This is a genomic window from uncultured Methanobrevibacter sp. (genome assembly GCF_902788255.1).
Taxonomy (GTDB): Archaea; Methanobacteriota; Methanobacteria; order Methanobacteriales; family Methanobacteriaceae; genus Methanocatella.
Map to the genome: position 1 here is coordinate 53914 of NZ_CADAJR010000002.1, position 24403 is coordinate 78316.

The window sequence follows — 24403 nt, forward strand, 5'->3', positions numbered from 1 at the left end:
AATATCATTGTAATTCGGGGGATTTATAATGACTGATGTGAAAGCAGGAGTTGAATATAAAATCAATGTAGACGGTAATTCCTTTTTGCTGGATAGCAAGAAATATAACTTGCTTGTATCTATTTTGGAAACTGGTTCTTTAACTTCAGCCGCTAAGGAAATCAACGTTTCTTATAGGACTGCATTAAACTATATTGATAAAATCGAGTCTTCACTTGAAGTAAAGGTTGTCAATACAACCAAAGGCGGAAAAGGTGGGGGCGGCGGAACCACTTTGACCAGTGAAGGTTACTCCATCTTAAAGGAATGTAAAAAGATTAATGCTATTATGGAACTTCACAAGGATGTTAATGAAATTGAGGCTGAAATTGTAAGCATAAACGATGTGAAAGGGGTCATGACCATCAAAATGGAGGAATTTGAAATAAACGCTCCATTGAACAGGAACTATGAGGTTGGCGACCATATCCTGGCATTGATCAGCTATGACAATATTTTCATAATGCTCGAACCGCAGACTTCAAGCATTAGAAATATCCTGAAGGGTCAAATTGTAGAAATGAGACTTGAAGGTGAAATAATTCGTGTCAAAATCAATGTGGGCGGTGTGACCTTGTGCAGTGACATCACCGTATCTGCCGAGAAGGAACTGAGTTTGAACATTGGTAAAGAGGTCTATGTTGGTTTCAAGGCAATGTCTGTCGCAACTTTAAAGTTATAGGTGATAAGTATGCCGTTGCAAATTTTGGTCGATGAGGAAAAATGTATTGGTTGTGGAGAGTGTGCGGAGATTTGTCCAAAGTCTGCTAAAATTTGGAAAGTTGGAAGAGTTGCACGTATATTGGATTTAAGATATTGTCATGTTTGTACAATATGTGCAATGAAATGTCCGACAGACTGTATTAAAATTATACGTCCGGGTGAAGAACCCTAAATTATTTAAGCTAAAATTAATTATTTGATAGGTTAGATTATGGCAAGAATTTCAAACAAGTCAAGAAAAACATCAGAGACTGACATAACCATAAAGATGGATTTGGATGGAACAGGAAAATACAACATTTCCACAGGTGTTAACTTCTTCAACCACATGCTCGAATCATTTTCCAAACATTCCATGATCGATTTGGATGTGGTGGCTGAAGGGGATATAGAAATCGATGACCATCACACCATAGAGGATGTTGGAATACTTCTGGGTGAGGTGTTTCTTGAGGCCATAGGAGATAAGAAGGGCATCAAGAGGATGGCACATGCAATAGTTCCGATGGATGAATCAGTCTCCACTGTGGCAATCGACATAAGTGGCCGCAGCTACTGCAATATGGATTTAAAGTTCAAGAACGAGAAAATAGGAGACATGACATCTGATATTGTAATTCATTTCTTCGAGTCATTTGCATCTTCAGCAAAATTGAACATTTATGGTACAGTCGAAGGGGCAAACGATCATCACAAGGCAGAAGCTGTTTTTAAAGCATTTGCAAAGGCCTTGAAAGAAGCTATTAAAATAGAACATGATCAGATTCCTTCTACAAAAGGCATATTATAGCTAAATTATTAGCTATCTTTTTTTTAATTTTTTTTAAAATCAGTGTATACTTTTTTTGGTGTTGGTTTGGCTTAAAAAAAGAAAAATGAAAAAGTAGCGATTAGCTACTTATTCTGGTTTTGAGATTAAGTCTGTTTTACAACCTGGGTTTCCTTCTTTCATGTGAGGGGTTCTTAAAACAGTATCATTTGCTTTTTCAATGTCTCTAGCTTCTTGAGCTAATTTAGCAGCGCATGCAGCAATTTCGTGAGCAGCAGCTACTAAAGGAATGAAGTTTTCGTAACCTTTGGTCATGAAACATCCTTTCATGTCTAAGTTAGCAACAGATCCAGCCATTTCGTATGCAGCAATAGCTTTTGCTTTTGCGTATGGGTTTGCGAATCCACCAGCTTCTGCAGCTTTTTCAGCAGTAATAATGAGTTTAGGTAATTCGATTTCACCTGCTTCTGCTTGTGCGATTACGTCGTCAATGGTTTTTTGGACTAATCTTAATGCACCGGTTTCTGCGAGTACTTTTAAGATGTCGGAGTTGAAAATAGCCATTTCAGTTGGGTCTAACCATTCTCTTTTTGCACCAATCATTGGGTCGGACATAACGATGATGTAACCTAATCCTTGTTCATCCATTTCGTCTTTTTTACCTTTACCAGGTGCGTCACCGATGATAATAGCAGGTACATCTTTTTCAGATAATAATTCTCTTGCTTTAGCTGGACCAGGTGCTCCTGGGTTTGGGCTAATGAAGATTGCGAAGTCAGGTTCGAAAGCGTCTATTTTAGGTACAACGTCTTCTACTTGTTCTGGGTTCATTTTTGCTCCAGATCCAAAGGTTCTGACATCAATATTTGGTCTGTCTGCTCTTTCGTCTAACAATAGGTCAATTACTGGTGAAGTACCAATATTACCACTTTTAATAATAGCAATTTTAACTACCATAATTAAGTCTCCTTATTTGATATATAATTCTTTAATTAGAAAACTATTTAAATTTTATTATTTGATAATTTTAATCAGTAATTAATTTTTTATATGAATATTGTTCATATCAATAAAGTTAATATTATAATATTGAATAATCTTCAATTATGACTAAAAAGATTGGTAGAAAAATTAATTTAAATTCTTTAATTTTGCCTAAAATCAACGTTTAAAAAAAGATTAATTTCACTGAAATGAAAGTTATTTTAAAAAAAATAGATAGTGGTTCCGACGAGACTCGAACTCGTGATCCCCTCCTTGTAAGGGAGGTATCATACCACTAGACCACGGAACCAACAAACAATATTATGATTTTATTAATATATAAACTTTTCCCTTATTGAAATTTTTGCTAAGAAAAATTTTATAAAATACAATAAATATATTAATTATTACAAAAAAATTGAAGTGATAAAATGGCTTGGGATGACAAAGCAACAAAAGTTTGGTTTGACGGAGAATTCGTAGAATGGAAAGACGCAAATATATCAGTACTTTCACATGTAGTTCACTATGGAACAAGTGTCTTTGAAGGTATTCGTGCATACTCTAATGAAAAAGGTATAGCAGTATACAGATTAGAGGAACACGTACAACGTTTATTTGACTCAGCAAAAATTTACAAAATGGACATTCCATACACTCAGGAAGAAATCGCAGAAGCAATTCTCGAAACTGTTAGAGTAAATGACTTAGACGGCTGTTACATCCGCCCAATCGTATTCAGAGGATACGGAGAACTTGGAGTTAATCCTTTAGGATGCCCTGTCAACGTTGCAATCGCAGCATGGGAATGGGGATCATACCTTGGTGAGGAAGGAATGGAAAACGGTGTGGACATTGGAGTGTCCTCCTGGAGAAAACCTGCACCTGACACTTTCCCGACACTTGCAAAATGTGGAGCAAACTACATGAACTCACAGCTTGCAAAGCTCGAAGCGCTCGACAACGGATTTGACGAGGCTATCATGCTGGATTATGAAGGCCATGTTTCTGAAGGTAGTGGAGAAAACATCTTCCTTGTAGAAGGTGACAAACTATACACTCCTACAATGGCATCATCCAACCTCAAAGGTATTACAAGGGATTCCATCATGACAATTGCCCGTGATTTAGGTTATGAAGTTATTGAAGAAACCATATCAAGAGAAAGACTGTACATCGCTGATGAAGTGTTCTTCACAGGAACCGCAGCTGAAGTAACTCCAATACGTTCTATCGATCACAGAACTATCGGAATCGGTAAAAGAGGACCGGTTTCAGAAAAAATCCAAAAAGCATTCTTTGATATCGTAGAAGCAAAAACTGAAGACAAATACGACTGGTTATCATACATCTAGGTGTGTTTATGGATATACTTCAGGCAATTATAATCGGTATAGTTCAGGGATTGACAGAATTCCTGCCGGTTAGTAGTTCAGCACATTTGGTGTTCATTCAAAACATTTTGGGTGTTGAAAGCTCTCTTGCTTTTGACACATTCCTTCACCTGGGAACACTGATTGCTGTAGTGTGGTTCTTCAGATATGACATATACAAGATGATTCAGTCCTGGATTTTAAGTGTTCTTGATATCGTACAGGGAAGATTCAAGGAAGGATTCTATGAGGATCCATACAAAAGGCTTGCATGGTATGTTATTCTTGCAACAATTCCTGTCGGTATTGTCGGGGTGCTCTTTGAAGATTCCGTTGATGCACTCTTTGCAGGCGCACTGTACGTTCCGGCATTCTTCCTGTTTGTCACAGGAACAATACTGTACCTGTCCCAAAGGATGCCAAGCGGAAATGTCAATTACGATAACATTACCAAAAAGGAAGCACTGTTCATGGGATTGGGTCAGGCATGTGCAATCCTGCCGGGTCTTTCAAGGTCAGGTACAACAATCGCAGCTGGTTTAACAATAGGACTTGACAAGCAGTTTGCAGCAAAATTCAGTTTCATATTGTCAATTCCGGCAATTTTTGGAGCATTCCTTCTTCAGGTCGATGAAATAGGTGCTGCAATGGGTGCTAATTTCCTGCCTATATTTTTAGGATTCCTTGCATCTATCGTTGCAGGTTATATGGCTATCAAATGGATGCTTGATTTGATACAAAACAGAAATCTGGACATATTTTCCTATTACTGCTGGCTGGTTGGTATAATAGTGTTCATGGGCTCAATCGCTCATATTTTTTAGATGTAATTCATTACATCTTTTAACTTTTTTTTTTTGAAAATTAGATTTTAAAAAAGATATTTGGTAACGGTCAGATAAAAAAATAATGTTAGAGATTAAAATAATCTCTATTTGCAAACTTTTTCTATTTTTCTTCTTAGCTTTTCAACGGAATTTCCAAGTACCAATGCGGTAAACATTGCTCCTCCGGCACCTGCACCTTCCTTTACAAATCCGACATTGTAGTTTTTAAGTCCCTCATGTTCGGACTCTTCAAATCTTGGATCAACGACATTTACTGTAATGTTGTCGTCAATTTGCTCTAGAATTCCAAACAGGTCTGCAGTTTCATCCGCTGCAACAAACACTGTTGTTGCCAGATTCAATCTTGAAAAGTCAAAGCTTGGCTGGATTGATTTTATTATTGCACATGATGCAGCCATCTGTGTTCCTCCGGCCAGTATTATCGGCACATCTGAACCAAGGACAAGTCCTGAAACTGCCGCAAGGGTCGGATCTCCTACCGCACCGATTGCCTGCATTGCATCAGCTTCACCAGGGGTTATTCCAGCATTTTTCAATCCTTCATCAACGGTTTTTGACTTTAAATCGTGAGGGTTGTGAGGCATGCTTCCGCTCACCTTTTCGTTCGCCTTGTAACCTAAAGCCTTAAGAACGCCCAGTGCTGTTGTTGTTCCTGCAGGTATGCTTTCTCCTATGATTAGCATTTCATGTCTTTGGGATAGTTCCGCACCCAAATCCTTTGCGTTTTCGAATATTTCCAGTGGGTTTAAAACGCCTTTACCTGTTCTTATATCTCTTCCGTATTCATTTCCGAAACTGACATAGTCAACATCGGGCTTGACTTCACTTCCAGCATCGATTATGACAAATGGGATATTAGCAAGCTGAAGCGCAGCCTTTGTAAGTCTTGCGGGGGTTGGAGCTGCAGCTCCGTCAACCACTGTTTCCGCTGCGGTATCGGTGCATCTTACCTCGCCCAATACCATGAATTCCACGTCTGCTGCAGGGGTAAATGGGGTCAGTTCAGCACTTGCTCCTGCACCGGATATTCCCTCGATTTTTGAGGTTTCAGTGGTTCCTATTGTAAGCAGAAATACAGCATCATCTTCCGCTTCCTGTAATTTTTCAATTAATTCGGTTGAACCATAAGTTGTCACACCATCAATCATTGTTTTCACCTTGTTTTTTCAATAAATCAATAATAATCTTGTTCTGATTAATAATCTTTTTGTTTTGAAGCATGATTTTCTTTAACATTTCATCCTGTGACAGTTCATTGTCAGTCTTGAATGTCTTACCGTCTCTTGCTCTTGGAGGGATTTTAATTTCTTCTTTTGGCGGAAGTGAACTTTCTGCTTTTGGGGGTATGACTCCTCTTGAGGCGCTGTCTTCCCTTGAGACAAAATCAACATACCTGTGTGTCACCTTGTTTTTTCCTCTCTCGTCCAAAAGTTCCATAAGTCTTTCATCTACTTTATCGACACCAACAAGCATTTCCTGTTCCACTTCATGTATCAGCCTTTTCTGTATATTGTATGCATTGTAAATCGGTATTCCACGAGTGTTGCATTCGTTTTTGAAGTTCTCGGAGATGTTGATATCTCCAGTCAGTTGTTTTACTCTTTTTTGTTCCAAAGTATTCGCGCTATAAAATCCCATAACTTAACCTTTGTTTTTTGAAATTAAAAAATATTTTTATATTCTTAAGAATAATATACTAATTAATTAATTTTTTCAGTTGATTATTTTGATAAGTTTGGGAATTGAAGGAACAGCAGAAAAGACAGGTGTGGGCATCGTTGACAGTGATGGAAATATTCTGGCTATGGCCGGAAAACAGCTATTTCCGGAAGAAGGTGGAATTCATCCGAGAATTGCAGCCGAACATCATGCCGAATGGATTCCTAAACTGATACCGCAGGCCATTGAGGAGTCAGGTTTGTCCTATGACGACATTGACCTGATATCATTTTCACAGGGTCCCGGTCTGGGCCCGGCATTGAGGATTGTTGCGACTTCCGCAAGAAGTCTGGCATTATCACTTAAAAAACCTATAATCGGTGTAAACCACTGTATCGGCCATGTTGAGGTTGGAAAGCTTGACACCGGTGCGGTCAATCCTGTATCTCTTTATGTCAGTGGAGGAAACAGTCAGGTTATTGCATATGAAAGCGGAAGATACAGGATTTTCGGTGAAACTTTAGACATTGCGGTAGGTAACTGCCTTGATCATTTCGGCCGTGAAACGGGTTTGGGCCATCCAGGAGGTCCGGTCATTGAAAAACTTGCAAAACAGGGCTCATACATTGATTTGCCATACATAGTTAAGGGAATGGACTTTTCATTTTCAGGACTTTTGTCTGCGGCATTGAGGGAGGCTGAAAAAGGGACCCCTATGGAGGACGTCTGCTTTTCACTTCAGGAAACCGCATTTGCGATGCTTGTTGAGGTAACCGAACGTGCACTGTCCCACACCCAAAAGGATGAGGTGATGCTGTGCGGCGGAGTCTCTGCAAACTCAAGACTGCGTGAAATGCTTAGGACAATGTCAGAGGAGCACGGTGCAAAATTCTACATGCCTGAGATGAAGCTCTGCGGTGACAATGGTGTCATGATTGCATGGCTGGGGCTTCTGATGTGCAACGAGTTCGGGCCGATGGATTTGAAGGATACCGGAATCATTCAGAAGTTCAGGACAGATGAAGTGGACATTCCATGGATCGACAATAGCAAAACCTATCTGACCCTTCCCGATGAACTGATTGCAAAGGGCGCCGAATCCAATATCGTTAAAAGCAATTATTTGGGTGAAAAAGCGGTAATCAAGGACAGAATTCCTAAAAGCTACAGGATTCCCGAAATAGATAATAAAATCAGAAGGGCAAGAACCAAAGAGGAAGCTAAACTATTGTCCGATGCCAAAAGGGCGGGAGTTAAAACTCCAGTTTTATATGATGTTGATTTAAACCGCAAGGCCATCGTCATGGAGGAAATTGATGGTGTAATGGTTAAGGACATCATTGATGAGGATCTCTCATACAGGATAGGTGGGGACATTTCAAAACTTCATAGTGCAAATATCATACATGGTGACATCACCACATCAAATATAATGCTTGAGGATGACAATCTTGTGTTCATAGACTTCGGACTTGGAAGATATTCCACTGTTAAGGAAGATAAGGCTGTAGATTTGCTTGTATTGAAAAAATCATTGCAAAGCATCGACTATAACCTTGCAGTAAAATATTTTGACTGTGTTCTGGACGGATATGGTGATGGGTCAATTTTAAATGCCATATCTGATATAGAATCCCGTGGAAGATATACTCATTAATCTTTTTTTTAATTTTAACCGATAAATATTGATAATTACGAAGTCGGAACAATTTTTCTAAATGAAGTCAATTTTACAAATTGAGGGCAATTTTACGAATTAAATGCAATTTTTCAGTCTAAAAGCAACTTATAAAACTTTAAATACTCTAAAATATAATTATACTGTATGAAGTTATCAAAATGGTAATTTCATAAAAAATAGGAGGTTTTATCGATGGATAAAACTGAATTAGGAATAATCATTGCTATAATCAATTTGATTATAAATATATTGAAATTCCTAAACGATAAGAACAAGAAGTGATGAACATTTTCATCACTTCCATTATGCTTATCTATGTTTTAGACATTAATAAAACTTTCCATATTTTTTGAATTGGGGGTTTGTAATGTTAAAACTATTTTTATGGTCACTAATTTTGATTAATGTAATGCTTGTATCAATATTAATCATCAAAACCTATAAAAATCCAAATTTAAAGAAGGATAAATTAAATATGGGGTTATTGTTACTACAAATAATCTTGATAATAGTTAACATCATGATTCAGATAATCTAAATTTAGAGGATATGTTAATTTTTTTATATACTAACCTTTAATAAAAATCATCATCATAACTAAATTTATGATAACATTTATAACTGGTAACGAACATAAAGTAAAAGAAGCAGAGAATATTTTCAAAGATTACGGCATTGAACTTGAGCATATTGATTTAGGTTACGAAGAACCCCAAGGAACTCTTGAGGAAGTGGCCTTATCAGGCGCAAAATATGCTAGTCGTAAGCTTGACAAACCTGTGATTGTAGAAGATGCTGGTTTATTCATTAAGGCTTTGAATGGATTTCCTGGAACATATTCACATTATGTTCAAGATACTATTGGAAACCAGGGAATTTTAAAGTTATTAACCGATACTGAAGACCGTTATGCCGAATTCAGGTCAGTTATTGGGTACTGTGCCCCCAATTCTGAGCCCAAGACTTTTTTAGGCAAGGTCGAAGGAGAAATCGCAGTTGAAGAAAGAGGAGATTTAGGTTTTGCTTTTGATCCGCTCTTTTATGTTCCAAGTCTCGACAAGACTTTCGGCGAACTCACAACTGAAGAGAAAAACCAGTTTTCACATAGAAAAAATTCATTAAAGAAATTTATCGAATGGTATTCTAGTCAAGAGTAACATTATTTTCTGTTTAATTGGGCTTATTTAATATTTAATAAATTTAAAGAGGTTTATATTATGGCAAGACCAGAATGGGTAACTTACAGTGATGAAGAAATTGAAGAAATGATTTTAAAATTTAACAGAGAAGGTAAAAGTACTTCCGAAATCGGTATTATCTTAAGAGACCAATACGGAATCCCTTCAGTTAAAGATGTAACCGGTGAAAGAATCACCCAAATCTTAAAAAGAAACGGTCAAGCTGGTGAATACCCAGAAGACTTAATGAACTTAATCAGAAGAGCAGTTAACATCAGAGATCACTTAGAAGAAAACCCAAAAGATTTACACTCCAGAAGAGGATTAACTATCATTGAAGCTAGAATCAGAAAATTAGCATCTTACTATGTAGGTGAAGGTGCACTTCCTGAAGGTTGGAGATATAATCCAAAAGAAGCAGCACTCCTTGTTAAATAGGGCTAGTGAAGCTAGCAATATGCTTAAGGAGCATATTGACAATGATAGCGTTATAAGATTAATTTCTCATAACGATGCTGATGGTATATCAGCTGCAGCAGTTATAGCTAATGCTCTCAAAGAGGAAGGAGTTCAATTCCACACTTCAATAGTACCACGTCTAAAGGAAGATATGGTAAATCAGCTCAGAAGTGAAAAATATGATTTATTTATATTTTCTGACATGGGAAGTCCATTCATTAAGGAATTCAACACCTATAAGCATGATGTTATAGTTGCTGACCACCACCAGGTGGATGGCACTGAATCCGAAAGCAATGTCATCCATATCAACCCTCATTTGTTTGGAATTGACGGAAGTCGTGATTTGTGCGGTGCAGGTACTGCATATCTCGCCGTTCGTGACCTGGACAAAAAACATTTCGCTTATTTTGCGCTTACCGGTGCATTTGGTGACATGCAAGGTCAGGATGGTTTTACAGGTGTAAACAAACTTATTTTGGATGATGCCCTTGAAAGCGGCACTGTTGAAATTCATGAAGGATTGAAAATAGTGTCAAAGGCATCAGAACCTATATTCAAGTCACTTGCATATACTTTCTCACCTCCACTCCCTGGTATCAGCGGAGATTTGGAAGGTGCCCAGGAGTTTCTTGAAAAGATGAACCTGTCCTACGGCATTAAGTTCACAGACCTTGAGGATGAGGAAAAGGATCTTTTAAAGGAAGCTCTTATCAGCATTAACCCCGATATATTCGGAGACTGTTATACATTGCCTAAGGAAACTGCAGTGTTGCAGGACTTGGAGGAATACTCATATATTCTTGATGCATGTGGTAAGAACAAAAAACAAGGATTGGGATTAAGCATTGCACTTGGAGAGCGTGATCAGGCTTTGGATACAGCTTTAAGGCTCCAGCGCCAGTACCGTGACCAGATAGTCAAGGGTCTTGAATGGATCAAGCGTGAAGGTGCCCAGCAATTGAATGCTATCCAATATCTGTATTCCGAAGACAAGGTCCTCAAGGCAGTGATGGGTACAATTGCAAGTATCGGTTTGTCCGTCCAATTGCTGGACAATTCAAAACCGGTCATAGGAATGTCCCGTCTGCACAATGACATCAAGGTTTCCGGACGTACCACACGCCCTATGGTGGACAGTGGTGTGGATTTGGGCAAGGCTCTTAGGGACTCTTCAAACAACTTCATGGGAAATGGTGGAGGACATGACATTGCAGCTGGTGCGATGATACCGTATGAGGCTAAAGATCAATTCCTACACTTAGTGGATGAGATGGTTGAATATCAGTTAAGTAATGATTAATATGTATTTGACAAAAAAAGAACAGGAAATGTGTGATGGGGAATATGGTGAAACCATCCGTAAAAGCATGGACATCCTGGTTGCACTCGGTGATATCTACGGCGCATCCAAGCTTGTGGACATCACTTCAGCACAGGTATCAGGTGTTTCCTACAAGACAATCGGTGAGGCAGGTCTTGAATATCTTCAGGATTTGGCTCGTGACGGTTCAGGAAAGGCAACAATAAATGCATCACTGAATCCTCCTGGAACCGATTTGGACAATTGGAAGGAACTCGGTTTTCCTGAATACTTTGCAATAAAGCAGAATGAAATTGTCGATGCCTATGCGGATTTGGGAATTTCCAAGACATGTACATGCACTCCTTATCTTGTTGGAAATGTGCCAAGGTTCAGGGACCATGTCTCATGGTCAGAATCATCTGCTGTGGCTTATGTGAACTCCGTAATCGGTGCACGTACAAATCGTGAGGGAGGACCTGCTGCTTTGGCGGCGGCCATTGTTGGAAAAACTCCTCTTTACGGATTCCACTTGGATGAAAATCGTGGCGCAAACCTTGTTGTAAACGTCAGCTGTGAGTTGAAAGGTGCCGATTTCGGTGCTTTGGGCTACATCATCGGTAAGGTTGTGGGAGGTGGAGTTCCATACTTCAAGCTCCAGAACACTCCAAACAACAATAACCTGAAGACTTTGGGTGCTGCACTTGCATCCTCAGGTTCAGTAGCGCTTTACCATATTGAAGACGTGACTCCCGAGTTTGATTCAAACAATGTTGAGGAAATCGAGGACATAATGTTTATCTCCGAAAAGGAGATTTCCGAGACAAGAGAGAATCTCACAACTACAGACAGGGAAATTGATCTTGTATGTCTGGGCTGTCCTCACGCTTCACTTGAAGAGATTAAGGAAGTCGCTGAAATCGTAAGGGGCAAAACCATCAAAAACAAGCTATGGATTTGTACTTCAGTAAGCGTTAAGGCAACAGCCGACAGGATGGGCTACACTAAGACAATCGAAGCTGCAGGCGGAAACATCGTATGTGACACATGTATGGTAGTGGCTCCAATCGAGGAGATGGGCTTTGAGGTCATCGGTGTCAACTCCGCAAAGGCGGCAAACTATGTTCCATCAATGTGTGGACTTGATGTTGTATATAATGATGTAGAAAATCTTATTCGTTTCGAATAAGGTTTCAATTCTTTTTTTTTAAAATTTTTTAATTAACTTTTTTTCTAGTTAAACTTTAAATTTGATAAAATCAATAAATTATAATGATAAATTTATAGGTTGACTTTTTATGAATTATTTAGTTGTTGGTGCTGGAAATGCTAGTAGGCCTGTTGCAAGATTGCTTAATCATTTGGGCCATGATGTTGTAATAACTGATTTGAAGGATATTTCTGAATTTAAAATCGAGTTCCAGCGAAGTCTAATTGAAATGGAAAAGGAAGGCGTAACCCTTGACATGGCAAATAAGAATCCCTCTGTCGATGGATTTGATGCGGTTTACATGCCACCTACCTTACCTGAAACCGCTCCAATCGCTAAACTAATCAAAGATTCTGATTTGAAGGTTCTATCCAATGAAGAGTTTTCCAAAATAGTCAACGACTTGATTCCCGTAGACATCATCGGAATTACCGGAACTATGGGAAAGACCACCACAACCTTCATTACAACCAGCCTTTTCAAGCAGGCGGGATACAATGTATGGTCCTGTTCATCCCTTGTAAACAATCTTGTATCTGAAGCCATCATTGATGGTATCGTCAAGGGAAGGGCTCAGGATTGTGATATTGCTATTTTTGAACTTCCTCACGGTACAATTGGTTTATTGAACAGTTTGGATATTAAGATAGGTCTTTTGACCAATATTGCAGAGGACCACCTTTCCGAATTTGGAGGATCTCTGGAACTGTACCAGCAAAGGAAACTTATTCTTGAAAGCATGAGCGAAACATTCATCTCAAATCACTCCTGTTTCGATATCATAAATCCTATAAGGGATGATGCGTTATATTATGCTTTGGATGAGGACGTTGATTTTAAAGGTATTGTTGGTGATGAATCCTTAACTGTTGAATATGGAAATGATTCCTTTACCACTCCCTTCTACATGATGAGCTACTTTTTTGAAAATTCAGTGGCTGCAAGTGCCGCCGCATTGACATATGGAGTAAAGAAGGAAGATATAATCGATGCACTGACAGAGTTTAAGGGACTTCCAGCGCACATGGATGATGTGGGTGACTACAACGGAAGGAAGGTCATTTTGGATTCAGCATTTTTATACGATGGAATGAAAATCACACTCGATTACTTCAAGGATGAAAGTGTGGTGCTGTTCCTTGATCATTTTGATACACTGTCCGTAAGGGATAAGGCAGAGGTTGGTGAGCTCATAAGCAACTACAATCTCAAATGTGTAATAGCAAGCGGATTTAATGAGGTTACCCAGGAAGTTGAAATAGAGGCTGCCCAGGAGATACTTGATGCAATAACAAATCCTGACATCATAAAAGTGGCAGTCAACGATATAGAAATTGCAGCACAAGAAACATTCAAGTATTCCGAACCTGGAGATATAATACTGCATATGGGACCTCTTATAGCTTACGACAGGCTGACCACTGTTGACAAGATTATGAAAGGACTTGAAAAGGGGAGTAAGAAATATGTATAAGAATAAGACCTTTGGAGTTATAGGAGTTTGCGGAGCAAACGGTAATTTAATCGCAAGAATACTTAAACAGAGAGGTTATAATGTTATAGGAACCGATGTGACCTTTAAAAAAGATTGCCGATTTGCAAAAGCACTGGAAGGCTATGACATTGAAGTGTACTATGGCCAGACTCCTGAAGGATTTTTCAATAAGGTAGATTATATAATTCCTCCTTTAAGTCTTCCCGAAGATGCTGAAATTCTTAAAAAATGCGACAAACCTATTTTGACCGTACATGAAGTGATAGACCTGATAAAGCCTGAAAAGCCGGTATTCGGAATAACCGGTACCAACGGAAAGACAACCTCAACAACACTTCTCAAAAAGATCGCATATGACAATGGAATAAAACCGTGCGAACATGACCTTGAGGGAATGCAGGGAAATGCCGAGTTCATTCCGATTTTGCAGTCAAGACTAAATGGGGATGTGGGTATTCTTGAAGTTGGAACCTTCGGGGTTCCCGGAACCGTTGGAAGGATAGTCAAAAATACTGAGATGTCAGCGGGACTTATAACAAACATCACACCTGACCACCTGAACGACCTTGGAAGCTTCATCGACTATGCAAACGTCAAGGGCGAATTCATCAAGGAACTCGGACTGGGACAGCTAATAGTCAACGGCCATGACCCTACAATCATGGGTCTTTTAAGGGAACTTGATTTCAAGGGCGAAGTAATCACATTCGGTGTGGATGAAATGCCTGATTCAATCGGAATGAAAGAATGCGTATGCGGACGTGAAATTGCAGTTAAGGAAATCATTTCCGGATGCGGATACTATTTCTGCCAGTGTGGAATAACAACCCCTCAGGTGGACTATATCGCAACAAATGTCGACTTGGCAAACCGCACATTCGATCTTCACACTCCAACCGAGAAACTGACAGTAAAGATGGGTATTGACGGTCTTCATAACGTTTATAACCTGACCGGTGTAATAATCGCCGCTCACAAATTCCTGGATCTTCCTTATGATAAGATTCTACCGACAATTGCAAGCTTTTCCGGTGTAAGCGGAAGAATGGAAGAGGTCGGAAAGGTCAAGGGCAAGGACATATTCGTTGATTATGCACACAATCCTGCCGGTGTGGAAACTGTCTTAAAAGAATTCAAAAAGCTGTTCGGAGACTTTACAACAGTAATTACAGTATCCTCCGAATCCGGTTACAGGGGAGACATCGACATATTCAACAGTGTGCTCAAGTTCTCTAAATTCATCGTTCCGGCATCCGTTGCCTCACAAAAGATTGCAGTTGAAAAGCTTAAGGCAAATCCTAAGCTGAACGATAGAATCTTTTTAAACCATGTTGATGATTTTGAAAAGAAAGGTACATTGGGTGCTTCAAAAGAGGAAGTTCGTGATGGTCTAAGAAAGGCCTTGAACCTTGACTGTGAAATGGTTATTGCAATAGGTGAGGCTGCAACCAAATTCAAATCTCTCGTTTTCGAGTTATGAGTGGGGAGTTTTATTTTAATAATGCTTGCCATATCCTATTTGGGTAGGGGATGAATTGCTAGGCCTATTTACGTTAAATGTAATTTTTACTTAATTTTTTTTTATTTTTATGTGTTAATAATTCATTTTTTTTTATTTAAGTTTTGGCTACATTCTAAAATTTATTTGTTTTTTAGTTTTCAAATGCTCTCTTAATCTTTTTAAGTGATGTTTGATTAATATGATAGTATGGTAAGTTACATTAATCATCCGCTACTCAAAAAAGATGCAATCGAATCAAGGCTGTACCAGCAGATTCTTGCTGGAGATGTATTGAAAAAGGGAAATACAATGGTTGTTGCACCTACAGCTCTTGGTAAGACCATTGTTGCGATTCTTGTAGCTGCAGATAGGCTGGATAAGGTTAAAAATTCCAAGGTATTGGTTCTTGCACCGTCAAAACCGTTGGCTATTCAGCATGAGGAAAGCTTTAAGGATTTCATAACCCTTCCATGCACATCCATCACTGGAGCAATTAAACCTGAAGAGCGTGTAAAAAGATGGGAGGAGTCAAGAATAATATCCGCAACTCCTCAAACGGTTGAATCTGATTTATTGAATGGCAGATATGATTTAAGTAATGTATCACTGATAGTCTTTGACGAATGCCACCACGGTGTGGGATCATATTCATATGTATACCTGGCATCCCGTTACGCTCAGGAATCAAATTATAATCTGATTTTGGGACTGACAGCTTCTCCGGGTTCCGACAAGTTCAAAATCAAGGAGGTATGTGAAAACCTCTATATCCAAAACATTGTTGTCAAGACTGAAGATGATGCCGATGTAAAGCCATATTTCAACCCTGTTGATATTGATTGGGTTAAAATAAAGATGAGTGATGAGCTTGCAAAGATAAAGGAAAATGTTGACAAGGCTTTAAAAATACGGCTCAAGGCATTGAAGAATATGGGCATTATCAAAACGGTTTCTGTCGGTAAAAAGGATATTCTGACTGCCCGTGGAAGGGTTCAGGGTGAGATTGCACGTTCAGCAAATCCCGACAAGGAACTGTTCCGAGCAGTTTCAATATTGAGCGCAGTCATCAATGTCCAGCATGCTCAGGAGTTGATTGAGACTCAAGGGGTTCAGACATTCAACAAATATGTTGACCGCTTGCGTAAAAAAAAGACCAAGGCTGCAAAATCATTGATGTGGGATGATAACTTTTCAAGGGCAATCAAACTTGCTAAAAGGGCTGAAAGACATGGATGGGAACATCCTAAGCTACGTGAAATAACCAAAATCTTAAAAAAGGAACTGGGTGATGATGGACAGTCCAAACTCACAACTTCACGTTTTGAAGATAAAAGTGATGAAAACGCTTCAAAAATCATGGTATTTACTCAATATCGTGATACACTTGAAATGATTCATCAAAAACTTGAAAAGGAAGGAATCAAATCAGTCAAATTCTTTGGTCAGGCATCAAAAGATGGCGAAAAGGGATTGACCCAGAAAGAGCAGAAAGCTATAATAAAAGCATTCAGAATGGGTGAGTATGATGTCTTGCTGTCAACCAGTGTTGCTGAAGAGGGTATTGACATTCCTGCCGTTGATTTGGTTGTGTTGTATGAACCCGTACCGTCTGAGGTTCGTATGATTCAAAGACGTGGACGTACCGGTCGTAAAAGGACAGGTAAGGTTAAAGTCTTGGTTACTGAAGGAACAAGGGATGAAGCTTATTACTGGTCCAGTATCCGGAAAGAAGACAATATGAAAAATCAGCTGATTGATCCTGAGGTAATTAATGAATTGAATGCTTCGGCCGTTGAGAGAATGGAAAATCAAAAGAAGGTCAAAGTCCTTGAAAGGCCTAAAGAGGACAATGATTTTCCAGTGGTTTATGCCGATTCACGTGAAGGAAATTCCAAGGTTATCCGACATCTCACCGAAATGGAGATTGACGTTAAAATACGTTCAATGGCTGTTGGAGATTATCAGGTAAGTGATGAGGTTGTAATTGAGAGAAAAACAGCTAGTGATTTTGTAAGTTCAATCATCGATAAAAGGTTGTTCAAGCAGGCTCGTGAACTTACCGAAGAGTTTAAAAAACCGATAATAATCCTTGAAGGTGACGATATTTATAACGGTATGATCAACCCTAATGCAATCAGAGGTACAATTGCAGCTTTGGCAATCGATTTCAGAATCAGTATTATTCCAACTAGAAATGCTCAGGATACTGCTGCAATGATTAAAAGAATTGCGATAAGGGAGCAGAATGGTGAAAAAATCCCAATTTCTATTAGGACAGATAAAAAACCGGTCACTTTAATGGAACAGCAATTGTTTATCGTAGAATCATTGCCTAATATCGGACCGGTAAATGCAAAAAATCTCCTGAAGCATTTTGGAAGTGTTGAAAAGGTTTTGAATGCTAGCGAAGCCCAGCTTCAGGATGTTGAAGGTATCGGTAAAAAAACAGCCAAGGATATAAGAAAGGTAATTGAGTCCAAATACCTCTATTTTGAAAAAGAAATTAAGGAAAAGAAACTTCTCTAGAAGTTTTCTTTCATATATTCATAACTTTTTTTAATGGAATCGTAGTCATTCACTTCAATGATGTAGATGCCATCATAATTATTTTTCTCTAAAGTATTGAGGATATGTTTTAATTCAATATTGCCCTCACCAAATGCCAGGTGTGAGTCATCATCACCAAAATTATCATGGGCATGTATGTGTTTAATCGAATCAAAAATCATCTCGTTTGCGGAATATCTCGCATGGTGTGCATGACCGATGTCAAGGGTCATTCCCATATCAAGTGAAACCAGCAAGTCGTTCAAATCATTGATGTCTTGATAAATCATTGTTTCAAAGGCGGGCATATTTTCAATGGTGGTCATGATGCCCAAATCATCTGAGTATTCGCCAATCTCTTTTATTGATTCCCTTGCGCATTCATATACATCGTCCAGGAAGTATTTGTTGGCCAAAAATGAGGCAAGTCCAGGATGGACAACGACAGCTTCCGCATTGATTTTGTTTGCCAGATTGATTGAATCTTTAATCTGCTCGATTGAATTCAGTCTGCTTTTTTCCTGAAGTGAGGCTATATTTACATCCATGAAGGGGGCATGAATTGAGTATTTGAGATTATAGCTTTCAAGCAAGTCTGCTGTCACATACTCTGATGGGAACTGATGCACCAGTTCAGCATATTCCAGTCCTAAATTTTCAATAAATTCCAATGTATTTTCCAATCCGTTTTCAAGTCCTGCAAGTGCGGATGCTCCAATCTTCATAATATCACCTCTTTTGTATGGCTGTAATCTCCAATCCCATCTCAATCGCTTCTATGATGATGTCGGATAATTCTATTCCTCTTTTGATTTTGATTTCTCCCTTTTTGGAGGTGGTTGCGGTCAGCAGATACTGTCCGTCAATCTGTATGTCGAAGTTTTTCCGGCCGTTGTCACGTCCAAGTTCCAGAATCAGCTGCTTTTTGGTGTGGAGGATGTCAACTTCAAATGGGGTCTTGCTGATAGGCTTTGATTCAATGACCTCAACGCCCAGGCTTATGCCGATGCTTTCCTCGATTTCAGCAATTCTTTTACCGTTTTTACCTATGATTTTTGGTATGAAATCCTCTGGAATGTAGATGTTTGCCCTTTCAGGAGAGATTACCTCAACATCAACCTTGGCCTTTTTCGGCACAAGCTTTTTGACCTTTCTTAAAATCTCCTGTTCTGCAATCCTTTCGACTGAGGACTTGTGTCTTCCCTCATCACCGGATCCGTTAACCAAATCGATGTCCATTACAATTGTCTGTTCCCCGTAGGTGTAAATCTCGTTTTTGAGCTCTCCTGTTTCAAAGTCGCGCACTTCAATGACCGGCCTTGCAAGGTCCGCCTCCTTCATTCCTGTCGGAACCTTCACGGTCATCTTGGTGTCATAGACACTTGTAACCTTACCGTTCTCGATATATATGCTTGTATCGACGATTGACGGGATTACACCAAGCTCCACCCTTGAGGCTATTCTCTGGACTGCATCAATCGGACGGGTTGCATGCACGACCCCGATCATTCCGACCCCCGCAAGCCTCATGTCTGCAAAGATGTTGAAATCGGTGTTTTTTCTCAGCTCGTCATATATGGTATAGTCCGGCCTTACAAGCAACAGAACGTCAGCGGTATTTTCCATGCTTCCTTCCAGCGGAGCATATTGTGTTATCTCATCAGGCAGCTGTAAATCCCTAGGGGATTCCATTGTCTTTACGACCTTGTTCAGTTTTGATGAGTAGTATTTCGCTATTGCCTGTACGAATGTTGACTTACCGGCACCCGGTGAACCTGAAATGAGTATTCCTTCGGCATTGGTTCTTATCCTTTCAAGAAGTTTTTCTGAAAGGTGATATTCGTCGAGGCTGATGTTTGCAACAGGCCTTACGATTGTGATTTCCAGCGCCTCTGAAAATGGGGGATAGGCTATTGAAATTCTGAATTCCCTTGACTGGACAACGAATGAGCCTTCCTTCTGGGATTCAAGGTAGGTTTTCGGATCGCTTTTTGCCTTGTCAAGGATTTCGTCCATAATCTCTTTTAGCTCATTGTAGGTGTAGACCTTTTCGTTCAATACTTCAAAGCTGATGTGGCCTGGTGTTCCCTTTTTGGCCATCGGAACAACATTTTCCTTTAAATGTATTGACATTGTCTCATCATCGAAGTATTTCTCTATTGACAATGGTTTCAATTCAAATTCCTGTTTGTAAAAGTAAACCGGTATTCCCTGTGCCTTTGCGGTTTCCGCCTGGACCTTGTCGTTGGTGAGAAGTGTTCCCATTTCACTTCTTGCAACATCGCGTATGATGCTGTCGATTTCTCCGCTTTTGGCATACTTGATGTCGTAATTGGTTGGCCTTTTTCCCTTAAAGCTGACTGCCAGTTCGCCTTCGTCCTGCATCCTCTGCAATTTCTGAAGTTCCTTAAGGCCCTTGTGGCCTTCAGAGCGGTTTGCGTTTGCCTGGTGTTCAAGTTCACAGACCACCGCTTCGGGTACAACGATTTCCGGATAGTCCAAATCGCTTTCCTCTACAATCTTGCTTACCGCACCTATGATGACGGCGCTGGTGTCCGGTATAATGCATTTCATTTTAATACACGTCTGCTGGATTAACTAATCTTTCTAAAATAATTTCCACGTCTTCTTCTTTCACATCATCAATGTCAATTTCGTTTTCAGTGTTCAAACGTCTGAAAAAGCAGGAACGGTATCCTTCGTGGCATGCTGCACCGGTCTGTGAAATTTTTAAAACGATTGCATCCATGTCACAGTCAACAAGGATATCCTTCACGTCCTGAAAATGTCCTGATGATTCTCCCTTGAGCCATAACTTGTTTCTAGAGGTACTCCAGTAATGGGCTTTTCCTGTCTGGATTGTCTTGATTAGCGCTTCCTTGTTCATGTTTGCAAGCATCAATATCTCATTGGTCTCTGCGTCCTGTGCAATTGCTGTTATGACCGGAATTCCGTTGATTTCATGTCTGAAGTTAATGTTCATGTTCATTCCTCTTTTAAGAATGTAATTAAGTTGTCGAGTTCTACAAGTTCCTGATCACCGCTTACCATGTCCTTTACGGTGACTTTACCTTCCTCAAGGTCCTTTGCACCGACAATAATGATTTTTGGCACTTTGATTTTATCGGCATAGTTCATGAGTTTCTTGAATTTCTTGCCGTTTAAATCAACATCTGTTTTAATGCCGTTTGCTCTTAACATCTGTGTTATCTCAAATGCCTTTGTCTGCATGTCCTTTGAAATAGGAGCCACATAAACGTCAAGGTGTGAAGGAAGTTCCTCCTTGTCGGTCAGCTCCTCAATCGCATTCATGAGTCTGTCAAATCCTAGTGCGAAACCTGTGGATTCCACTTCCTGGCCTCCAAAGACCTTTACAAGTGAGTATGATCCTCCGCCGCAGATCTGCTTTTGGGCACCGAGTTCGGGAACGTAGATTTCAAACACGATTCCGGTGTAGTAGTCAAGTCCCCTTGCAACACCAAGGTTTAAGGTATAGTTTTCAACCTTGAATGATTCTAAAAGCTCAATCAGTTCCTTGAGTTCATTGAGTGCATCCTTAGGCTCGTCGTATGGTGCAATCAATTCCTCCACTTCGCCTATTATTGACTTGTCTCCAACAAGGTCAATGAGCTTTAATAAAATTTGGTTTAATTCGTCATTGTCGATTACAGGTTCGTCTCCGCTTAATGACTCGATTAGAAGGTCCTTGTCTCCCTTATCGATTACAACCATGATTTCCCTTTGTGTTTCGGTTGAAATGTCAAAGTGTCTGAACAGTCCCCTGATTATTCCAAGGTGGTTGATGTTCACATCAGCGGTTGTGATTCCAAGTGACTGGATTGCATCTGAACAAAGTGCAATGACTTCAGCTTCGCCCTGAGGTGTTTTGGCTCCAATAAGCTCACATCCGAACTGCCAGAACTGTCTGAACCTTCCCTTTTGAGGTCTTTCATACCTGAAGCAGCTTCCATAGTAATATAGTTTTATAGGCTTTACCGCTGTCTTTTCAAGCTCGTTCAGGTATAGCCTTGCAACCGGAGCTGTGATTTCAGGCCTTAGGGTAAGGTCCCTGTCTGATTTGTCCTTAAAGTTGTAGAGCTGATCAACAATTTCTTCTCCTGATTTAGTTGTAAATAAGCTTAATTCTTCAAATAATGGTGTTTTGATTTCCTGGTAACCATAACCTTCAAATATTCTTCTTAAGGTACTTTCTGCACGTTTACGTTCTCTCATTTCTTCAAATAAAAAGTCTCTTGTACCTCTTGGTCTTGTAAATTCCATTTTTGAACTCCTAATATATGATATAATAAATATGTTTTTGCGAAGTTATATAATCTTTGTATATTCGATTTTTTTTAAATCATGATTAAATCAACAGAAAAGTTTATATTGTTTGTTTTTTTCGCTGCAATTTTTTAAACTCGTTTCAAACAACTTTATATTATTTTAAATACAATATATGATATGTTAAAGGCCTCTATCATAAGGAGGTGATTATTGTGAATAATTATTCATTAAATACTTTAACATTAATCATCATCATTTCTTTTAAAAGATTTGATTTTCCGGTTAACCAATCATCGGAGGTGAATCATGGAGATTCTAATATTTCTTATTGTGACATATTTCTTTAATGTTGTGTCAACATTGAAGATTTTACTTCATAATGAAGGATTATAGGGTCTCCTTATTCATCTCACATTTTTAGTAATTGATTAATAACAATTTCAATGATGGACTTTTGAAAACTTCACCCTATTGTTTTCGAGGAGGCCTTTTTCTGGAGAAGACACTTATCAATTACTGTATTTAATAATCAGATTTATATATGACATTCCATAAATAATGTAGTAAGAGCGTTACTCAATTAGTAACCTCAAAATGATTGGTTGAATTTAATGTCTAATGGGTGATATTGTAAGCTAATCCTTGCAATATAGACATTAAATTTTTTTCAATGATTTTCTACTGTTTTTTTTTTCATTTTCAAAACGAAATTATTTATATTTTCTCAGTCAACTATAATTATATGATTACTGGTAGTACAAATATAGTTGCTTTAATCGGACATCCCGTGGAACATAGTTTCTCACCGCCAATGCACAATGCAGCCTTTCAAAAACTGGATATGGATTGGGCATATGTTGCTTTTGATGTAAATCCAAATAACCTGAAATCCGCAGTTGAAGGGGCGAAGGCATTAAACATCAAGGGATTCAATGTAACAATTCCACACAAGATTGATGTTATGGAATTTCTGGATGAAATCGATGAAGTGGCTGATTTAATAGGTGCAGTCAATACAATAGATTTCAAGAGCATGAAAGGATACAACACCGATGGAATCGGTGCCGTCAAGGCAATCGAAGAGGTAACACCAATCAAAAACAGGAATGTTGTTGTTGCCGGTGCGGGCGGAGCCTCAAGGGCAATATCATTTTACATTGCAAAATACGGTGCCGAATCACTGACAATACTTAACCGGAATGTCGAAAAGGCACAGAATCTGGCCGGCGATGTCATGGACTCAGGCTTGATTGGTGAGGTCAAATCGGATTCCATATCCAAAATCGGTGATTATGTGGATGAGGCTGACATTCTTGTGGATACAACCCCGATCGGAATGCATCCCCATGTAAACGATGCGGCCATTGTTGAAGCCGGTCAGATGCATGAGGATCTTGTGGTATTTGATGCTGTATACAACCCAAATGAAACCGTGTTGATAAAGGAAGCCTTGAAGGCAGGTGCCAAACCGGTTTATGGAATTAAGATGCTGCTCTACCAGGGTGCCGAAAGCTTTGAGATTTGGACAGGCAAAAAGGCTCCCGTTGATGAGATGGAAAGGGCATTGAGACAAACTCTCGACTTATAGTGATAATATGGATTTAATGTTTGACATATCAAATTTGACATCTGATGATGACGAGTTTTCATCATCAAAAAAGGATGTGCTGAAATACTTAAAAATCATTGGAGTGGATACCAGGTATATCTCATACACTCCTGAAAAAATCTATATAAACAATTTAAGGTTTTCCAAGTTTTCAAGAACCCGTGAGGCCACATTCAACAGGCAGTATCCGGAAATTGAGGTTGTAAGAAACAAACTCTTCCAGAAAATCTGTGCAAAGTCATCAAAGCACCTTGCACTTGAAGCCAAACCCAATTCAAGGGTTCTGATGCCCGAGGACAATTATATTGTGGAGCTGCTTCTTGAGCCCTACACTCGTAAGTACGGCATAAGACTGGTTTATGATGGTGAATATGATTTGAAGGTAAATCCGATCATATTGGACGATGAGGTCAACAATATCTTTGAGGGTTTTTTCAAGGGTGAAGGTTTAAACTATTCTAAAAGGGATGATGAAATATATCCTCTTGCCAACGTTTCACTAGACTGGATCAACTCATTTTTAAAAATGGATGGTAAGGAATCAATCAAAAGGGAAAATAATAATGAATTGGCAATTTCCTTCAGCGAATTTCTTGAGGATGTGGCACCTCAGTATAAGGATAATGTTGTAAACGCTAGCGAGTATATTAGTGAAAAGCTTTCTGAGATACAGTAATGCTCCAATTTTAAATTGGTAGGATTGGCTTTCCAAAAATATATGATATTCCATCAATTGGA

At 39.2% G+C, this 24403-nt stretch carries 22 protein-coding genes and 1 tRNA gene; 15 read left to right on the forward strand and 8 right to left on the reverse strand.

The features are described from left to right. The first annotated feature begins 28 nt into the window (after positions 1 to 28). The 3 genes from QZV03_RS00845 to hisB are packed head-to-tail and all read left to right on the forward strand — an operon-like array spanning position 29 to position 1552. Positions 29 to 721 carry a TOBE domain-containing protein gene (locus tag QZV03_RS00845; protein ID WP_296873822.1) on the forward strand — a complete coding sequence of 231 codons (693 nt, stop codon included), beginning with the start codon at positions 29 to 31 and terminating at the stop codon, positions 719 to 721. 9 nt (positions 722 to 730) lie between these two features. Beyond that, positions 731 to 934 carry a 4Fe-4S binding protein gene (locus tag QZV03_RS00850; RefSeq protein WP_296873823.1) on the forward strand — a complete coding sequence of 68 codons (204 nt, stop codon included), beginning with the start codon at positions 731 to 733 and terminating at the stop codon, positions 932 to 934. 39 nt (positions 935 to 973) lie between these two features. Then, positions 974 to 1552, forward strand: a complete 579-nt coding sequence (gene hisB, locus QZV03_RS00855) for an imidazoleglycerol-phosphate dehydratase HisB (protein ID WP_296873824.1) — start codon at positions 974 to 976, stop codon at positions 1550 to 1552. 108 nt (positions 1553 to 1660) lie between these two features. Here hisB and QZV03_RS00860 read toward each other — a convergent pair whose 3' ends face one another. Together QZV03_RS00860 and QZV03_RS00865 are read right to left on the reverse strand one after the other, a co-directional pair. Further along, positions 1661 to 2488 (reverse strand): F420-dependent methylenetetrahydromethanopterin dehydrogenase, encoded by an 828-nt coding sequence (locus QZV03_RS00860; protein ID WP_296873825.1) that lies wholly within the window; start codon positions 2486 to 2488, stop codon positions 1661 to 1663. A 265-nt stretch (positions 2489 to 2753) separates the two neighbouring features. Beyond that, positions 2754 to 2825: transfer RNA gene (locus QZV03_RS00865), tRNA-Val, on the reverse strand. Between the two features lie 121 nt (positions 2826 to 2946). Here QZV03_RS00865 and QZV03_RS00870 point away from each other — a divergent pair. Together QZV03_RS00870 and QZV03_RS00875 are read left to right on the forward strand one after the other, a co-directional pair. After that, complete coding sequence (locus tag QZV03_RS00870) at positions 2947 to 3870, forward strand: branched-chain amino acid transaminase (protein ID WP_296873826.1); 924 nt, start codon at positions 2947 to 2949, stop codon at positions 3868 to 3870. Between the two features lie 8 nt (positions 3871 to 3878). Continuing rightward, a complete protein-coding gene (locus tag QZV03_RS00875) occupies positions 3879 to 4712 on the forward strand; it encodes an undecaprenyl-diphosphate phosphatase (protein ID WP_296873827.1) in 834 nt (277 codons plus the stop codon). A 107-nt stretch (positions 4713 to 4819) separates the two neighbouring features. On the opposite strand, the gene cobT is transcribed toward QZV03_RS00875, so the two are convergent. Together cobT and QZV03_RS00885 are read right to left on the reverse strand one after the other, a co-directional pair. Next, positions 4820 to 5884: a nicotinate mononucleotide-dependent phosphoribosyltransferase CobT gene (gene cobT, locus QZV03_RS00880; RefSeq protein WP_296873828.1), complete on the reverse strand. Its 1065-nt coding sequence runs from the start codon at positions 5882 to 5884 to the stop codon at positions 4820 to 4822. After that, positions 5877 to 6350 (reverse strand): hypothetical protein, encoded by a 474-nt coding sequence (locus tag QZV03_RS00885; protein ID WP_296873829.1) that lies wholly within the window; start codon positions 6348 to 6350, stop codon positions 5877 to 5879. Before QZV03_RS00885 ends, cobT begins: the two co-directional genes overlap by 8 nt. 103 nt (positions 6351 to 6453) lie before the next feature. Here QZV03_RS00885 and QZV03_RS00890 point away from each other — a divergent pair, with 103 nt between their 5' ends. From QZV03_RS00890 to QZV03_RS00925, 8 genes are all read left to right on the forward strand, one after another. After that, the gene (locus QZV03_RS00890; RefSeq protein WP_296873830.1) at positions 6454 to 8052 is read left to right on the forward strand and encodes a bifunctional N(6)-L-threonylcarbamoyladenine synthase/serine/threonine protein kinase; all 1599 of its coding nucleotides are present in this window, start codon (positions 6454 to 6456) and stop codon (positions 8050 to 8052) included. 629 nt (positions 8053 to 8681) lie between these two features. Further along, the gene (locus QZV03_RS00895; protein ID WP_296873831.1) at positions 8682 to 9233 is read left to right on the forward strand and encodes an XTP/dITP diphosphatase; all 552 of its coding nucleotides are present in this window, start codon (positions 8682 to 8684) and stop codon (positions 9231 to 9233) included. A 60-nt stretch (positions 9234 to 9293) separates the two neighbouring features. After that, on the forward strand, positions 9294 to 9692 hold the full coding sequence (locus QZV03_RS00900) for a 30S ribosomal protein S15 (protein ID WP_296873832.1): 399 nt from the start codon (positions 9294 to 9296) through the stop codon (positions 9690 to 9692). After that, the gene (locus QZV03_RS00905; protein ID WP_296873833.1) at positions 9682 to 11016 is read left to right on the forward strand and encodes a DHH family phosphoesterase; all 1335 of its coding nucleotides are present in this window, start codon (positions 9682 to 9684) and stop codon (positions 11014 to 11016) included. Before QZV03_RS00900 ends, QZV03_RS00905 begins: the two co-directional genes overlap by 11 nt. Position 11017: 1 nt before the next feature. Further along, a complete protein-coding gene (locus QZV03_RS00910) occupies positions 11018 to 12205 on the forward strand; it encodes an aconitase X catalytic domain-containing protein (protein WP_296873834.1) in 1188 nt (395 codons plus the stop codon). A 109-nt stretch (positions 12206 to 12314) separates the two neighbouring features. Further along, positions 12315 to 13700, forward strand: coding sequence for a Mur ligase family protein (locus tag QZV03_RS00915; RefSeq protein ID WP_296873835.1), 1386 nt, complete (start codon positions 12315 to 12317; stop codon positions 13698 to 13700). Further along, the gene (locus tag QZV03_RS00920; RefSeq protein WP_296873836.1) at positions 13693 to 15201 is read left to right on the forward strand and encodes a Mur ligase family protein; all 1509 of its coding nucleotides are present in this window, start codon (positions 13693 to 13695) and stop codon (positions 15199 to 15201) included. The genes QZV03_RS00915 and QZV03_RS00920 overlap by 8 nt, the downstream gene beginning before the upstream one ends. A 228-nt stretch (positions 15202 to 15429) precedes the next feature. After that, entirely contained in the window at positions 15430 to 17748 is a 2319-nt protein-coding gene (locus QZV03_RS00925; RefSeq protein ID WP_296873837.1) for a DEAD/DEAH box helicase, read from the forward strand. On the opposite strand, the gene QZV03_RS00930 is transcribed toward QZV03_RS00925, so the two are convergent. From QZV03_RS00930 to hisS, 4 genes are read right to left on the reverse strand one after another with little or no spacing between them, the layout of a single operon-like run. Continuing rightward, positions 17745 to 18494 carry a sugar phosphate isomerase/epimerase gene (locus QZV03_RS00930; protein WP_296873838.1) on the reverse strand — a complete coding sequence of 250 codons (750 nt, stop codon included), beginning with the start codon at positions 18492 to 18494 and terminating at the stop codon, positions 17745 to 17747. The two genes, QZV03_RS00925 and QZV03_RS00930, sit on opposite strands and share 4 nt — an antisense overlap. A 4-nt stretch (positions 18495 to 18498) precedes the next feature. After that, positions 18499 to 20343 (reverse strand): PINc/VapC family ATPase, encoded by a 1845-nt coding sequence (locus tag QZV03_RS00935; protein ID WP_296873839.1) that lies wholly within the window; start codon positions 20341 to 20343, stop codon positions 18499 to 18501. 1 nt (position 20344) lies between these two features. After that, the gene (gene hisI, locus QZV03_RS00940; protein ID WP_296873864.1) at positions 20345 to 20752 is read right to left on the reverse strand and encodes a phosphoribosyl-AMP cyclohydrolase; all 408 of its coding nucleotides are present in this window, start codon (positions 20750 to 20752) and stop codon (positions 20345 to 20347) included. Between the two features lie 2 nt (positions 20753 to 20754). Next, positions 20755 to 22050, reverse strand: a complete 1296-nt coding sequence (gene hisS, locus QZV03_RS00945; protein WP_296873840.1) for a histidine--tRNA ligase — start codon at positions 22048 to 22050, stop codon at positions 20755 to 20757. Positions 22051 to 22798: 748 nt separating this feature from the next. On the opposite strand from hisS, the gene aroE reads away from it, so the two are divergent. Then, complete coding sequence (gene aroE / locus QZV03_RS00950; RefSeq protein WP_296873841.1) at positions 22799 to 23644, forward strand: shikimate dehydrogenase; 846 nt, start codon at positions 22799 to 22801, stop codon at positions 23642 to 23644. A gap of 7 nt (positions 23645 to 23651) precedes the next feature. Next, positions 23652 to 24341, forward strand: coding sequence for an ATPase (locus QZV03_RS00955; RefSeq protein ID WP_296873842.1), 690 nt, complete (start codon positions 23652 to 23654; stop codon positions 24339 to 24341). Positions 24342 to 24403 lie beyond the last annotated feature (62 nt).

Excerpts from the sequence above, each read along its gene's own strand:
- QZV03_RS00915 (WP_296873835.1), top strand. The coding sequence starts at position 12,315 with ATGAATTATTTAGTTGTTGGTGCTGGAAATGCTAGTAGGCCTGTTGCA.
- QZV03_RS00935 (WP_296873839.1), bottom strand. The coding sequence starts at position 20,343 with ATGAAATGCATTATACCGGACACCAGCGCCGTCATCATAGGTGCGGTA.
- QZV03_RS00870 (WP_296873826.1), top strand. The coding sequence starts at position 2,947 with ATGGCTTGGGATGACAAAGCAACAAAAGTTTGGTTTGACGGAGAATTC.
- QZV03_RS00875 (WP_296873827.1), top strand. The coding sequence starts at position 3,879 with ATGGATATACTTCAGGCAATTATAATCGGTATAGTTCAGGGATTGACA.
- hisI (WP_296873864.1), bottom strand. The coding sequence starts at position 20,752 with ATGAACATTAACTTCAGACATGAAATCAACGGAATTCCGGTCATAACA.
- QZV03_RS00955 (WP_296873842.1), top strand. The coding sequence starts at position 23,652 with ATGGATTTAATGTTTGACATATCAAATTTGACATCTGATGATGACGAG.
- hisS (WP_296873840.1), bottom strand. The coding sequence starts at position 22,050 with ATGGAATTTACAAGACCAAGAGGTACAAGAGACTTTTTATTTGAAGAA.
- QZV03_RS00930 (WP_296873838.1), bottom strand. The coding sequence starts at position 18,494 with ATGAAGATTGGAGCATCCGCACTTGCAGGACTTGAAAACGGATTGGAA.
- QZV03_RS00910 (WP_296873834.1), top strand. The coding sequence starts at position 11,018 with ATGTATTTGACAAAAAAAGAACAGGAAATGTGTGATGGGGAATATGGT.
- QZV03_RS00900 (WP_296873832.1), top strand. The coding sequence starts at position 9,294 with ATGGCAAGACCAGAATGGGTAACTTACAGTGATGAAGAAATTGAAGAA.
- aroE (WP_296873841.1), top strand. The coding sequence starts at position 22,799 with ATGATTACTGGTAGTACAAATATAGTTGCTTTAATCGGACATCCCGTG.
- QZV03_RS00850 (WP_296873823.1), top strand. The coding sequence starts at position 731 with ATGCCGTTGCAAATTTTGGTCGATGAGGAAAAATGTATTGGTTGTGGA.
- QZV03_RS00895 (WP_296873831.1), top strand. The coding sequence starts at position 8,682 with ATGATAACATTTATAACTGGTAACGAACATAAAGTAAAAGAAGCAGAG.
- QZV03_RS00845 (WP_296873822.1), top strand. The coding sequence starts at position 29 with ATGACTGATGTGAAAGCAGGAGTTGAATATAAAATCAATGTAGACGGT.
- QZV03_RS00920 (WP_296873836.1), top strand. The coding sequence starts at position 13,693 with ATGTATAAGAATAAGACCTTTGGAGTTATAGGAGTTTGCGGAGCAAAC.
- QZV03_RS00860 (WP_296873825.1), bottom strand. The coding sequence starts at position 2,488 with ATGGTAGTTAAAATTGCTATTATTAAAAGTGGTAATATTGGTACTTCA.
- QZV03_RS00925 (WP_296873837.1), top strand. The coding sequence starts at position 15,430 with ATGGTAAGTTACATTAATCATCCGCTACTCAAAAAAGATGCAATCGAA.
- cobT (WP_296873828.1), bottom strand. The coding sequence starts at position 5,884 with ATGATTGATGGTGTGACAACTTATGGTTCAACCGAATTAATTGAAAAA.
- hisB (WP_296873824.1), top strand. The coding sequence starts at position 974 with ATGGCAAGAATTTCAAACAAGTCAAGAAAAACATCAGAGACTGACATA.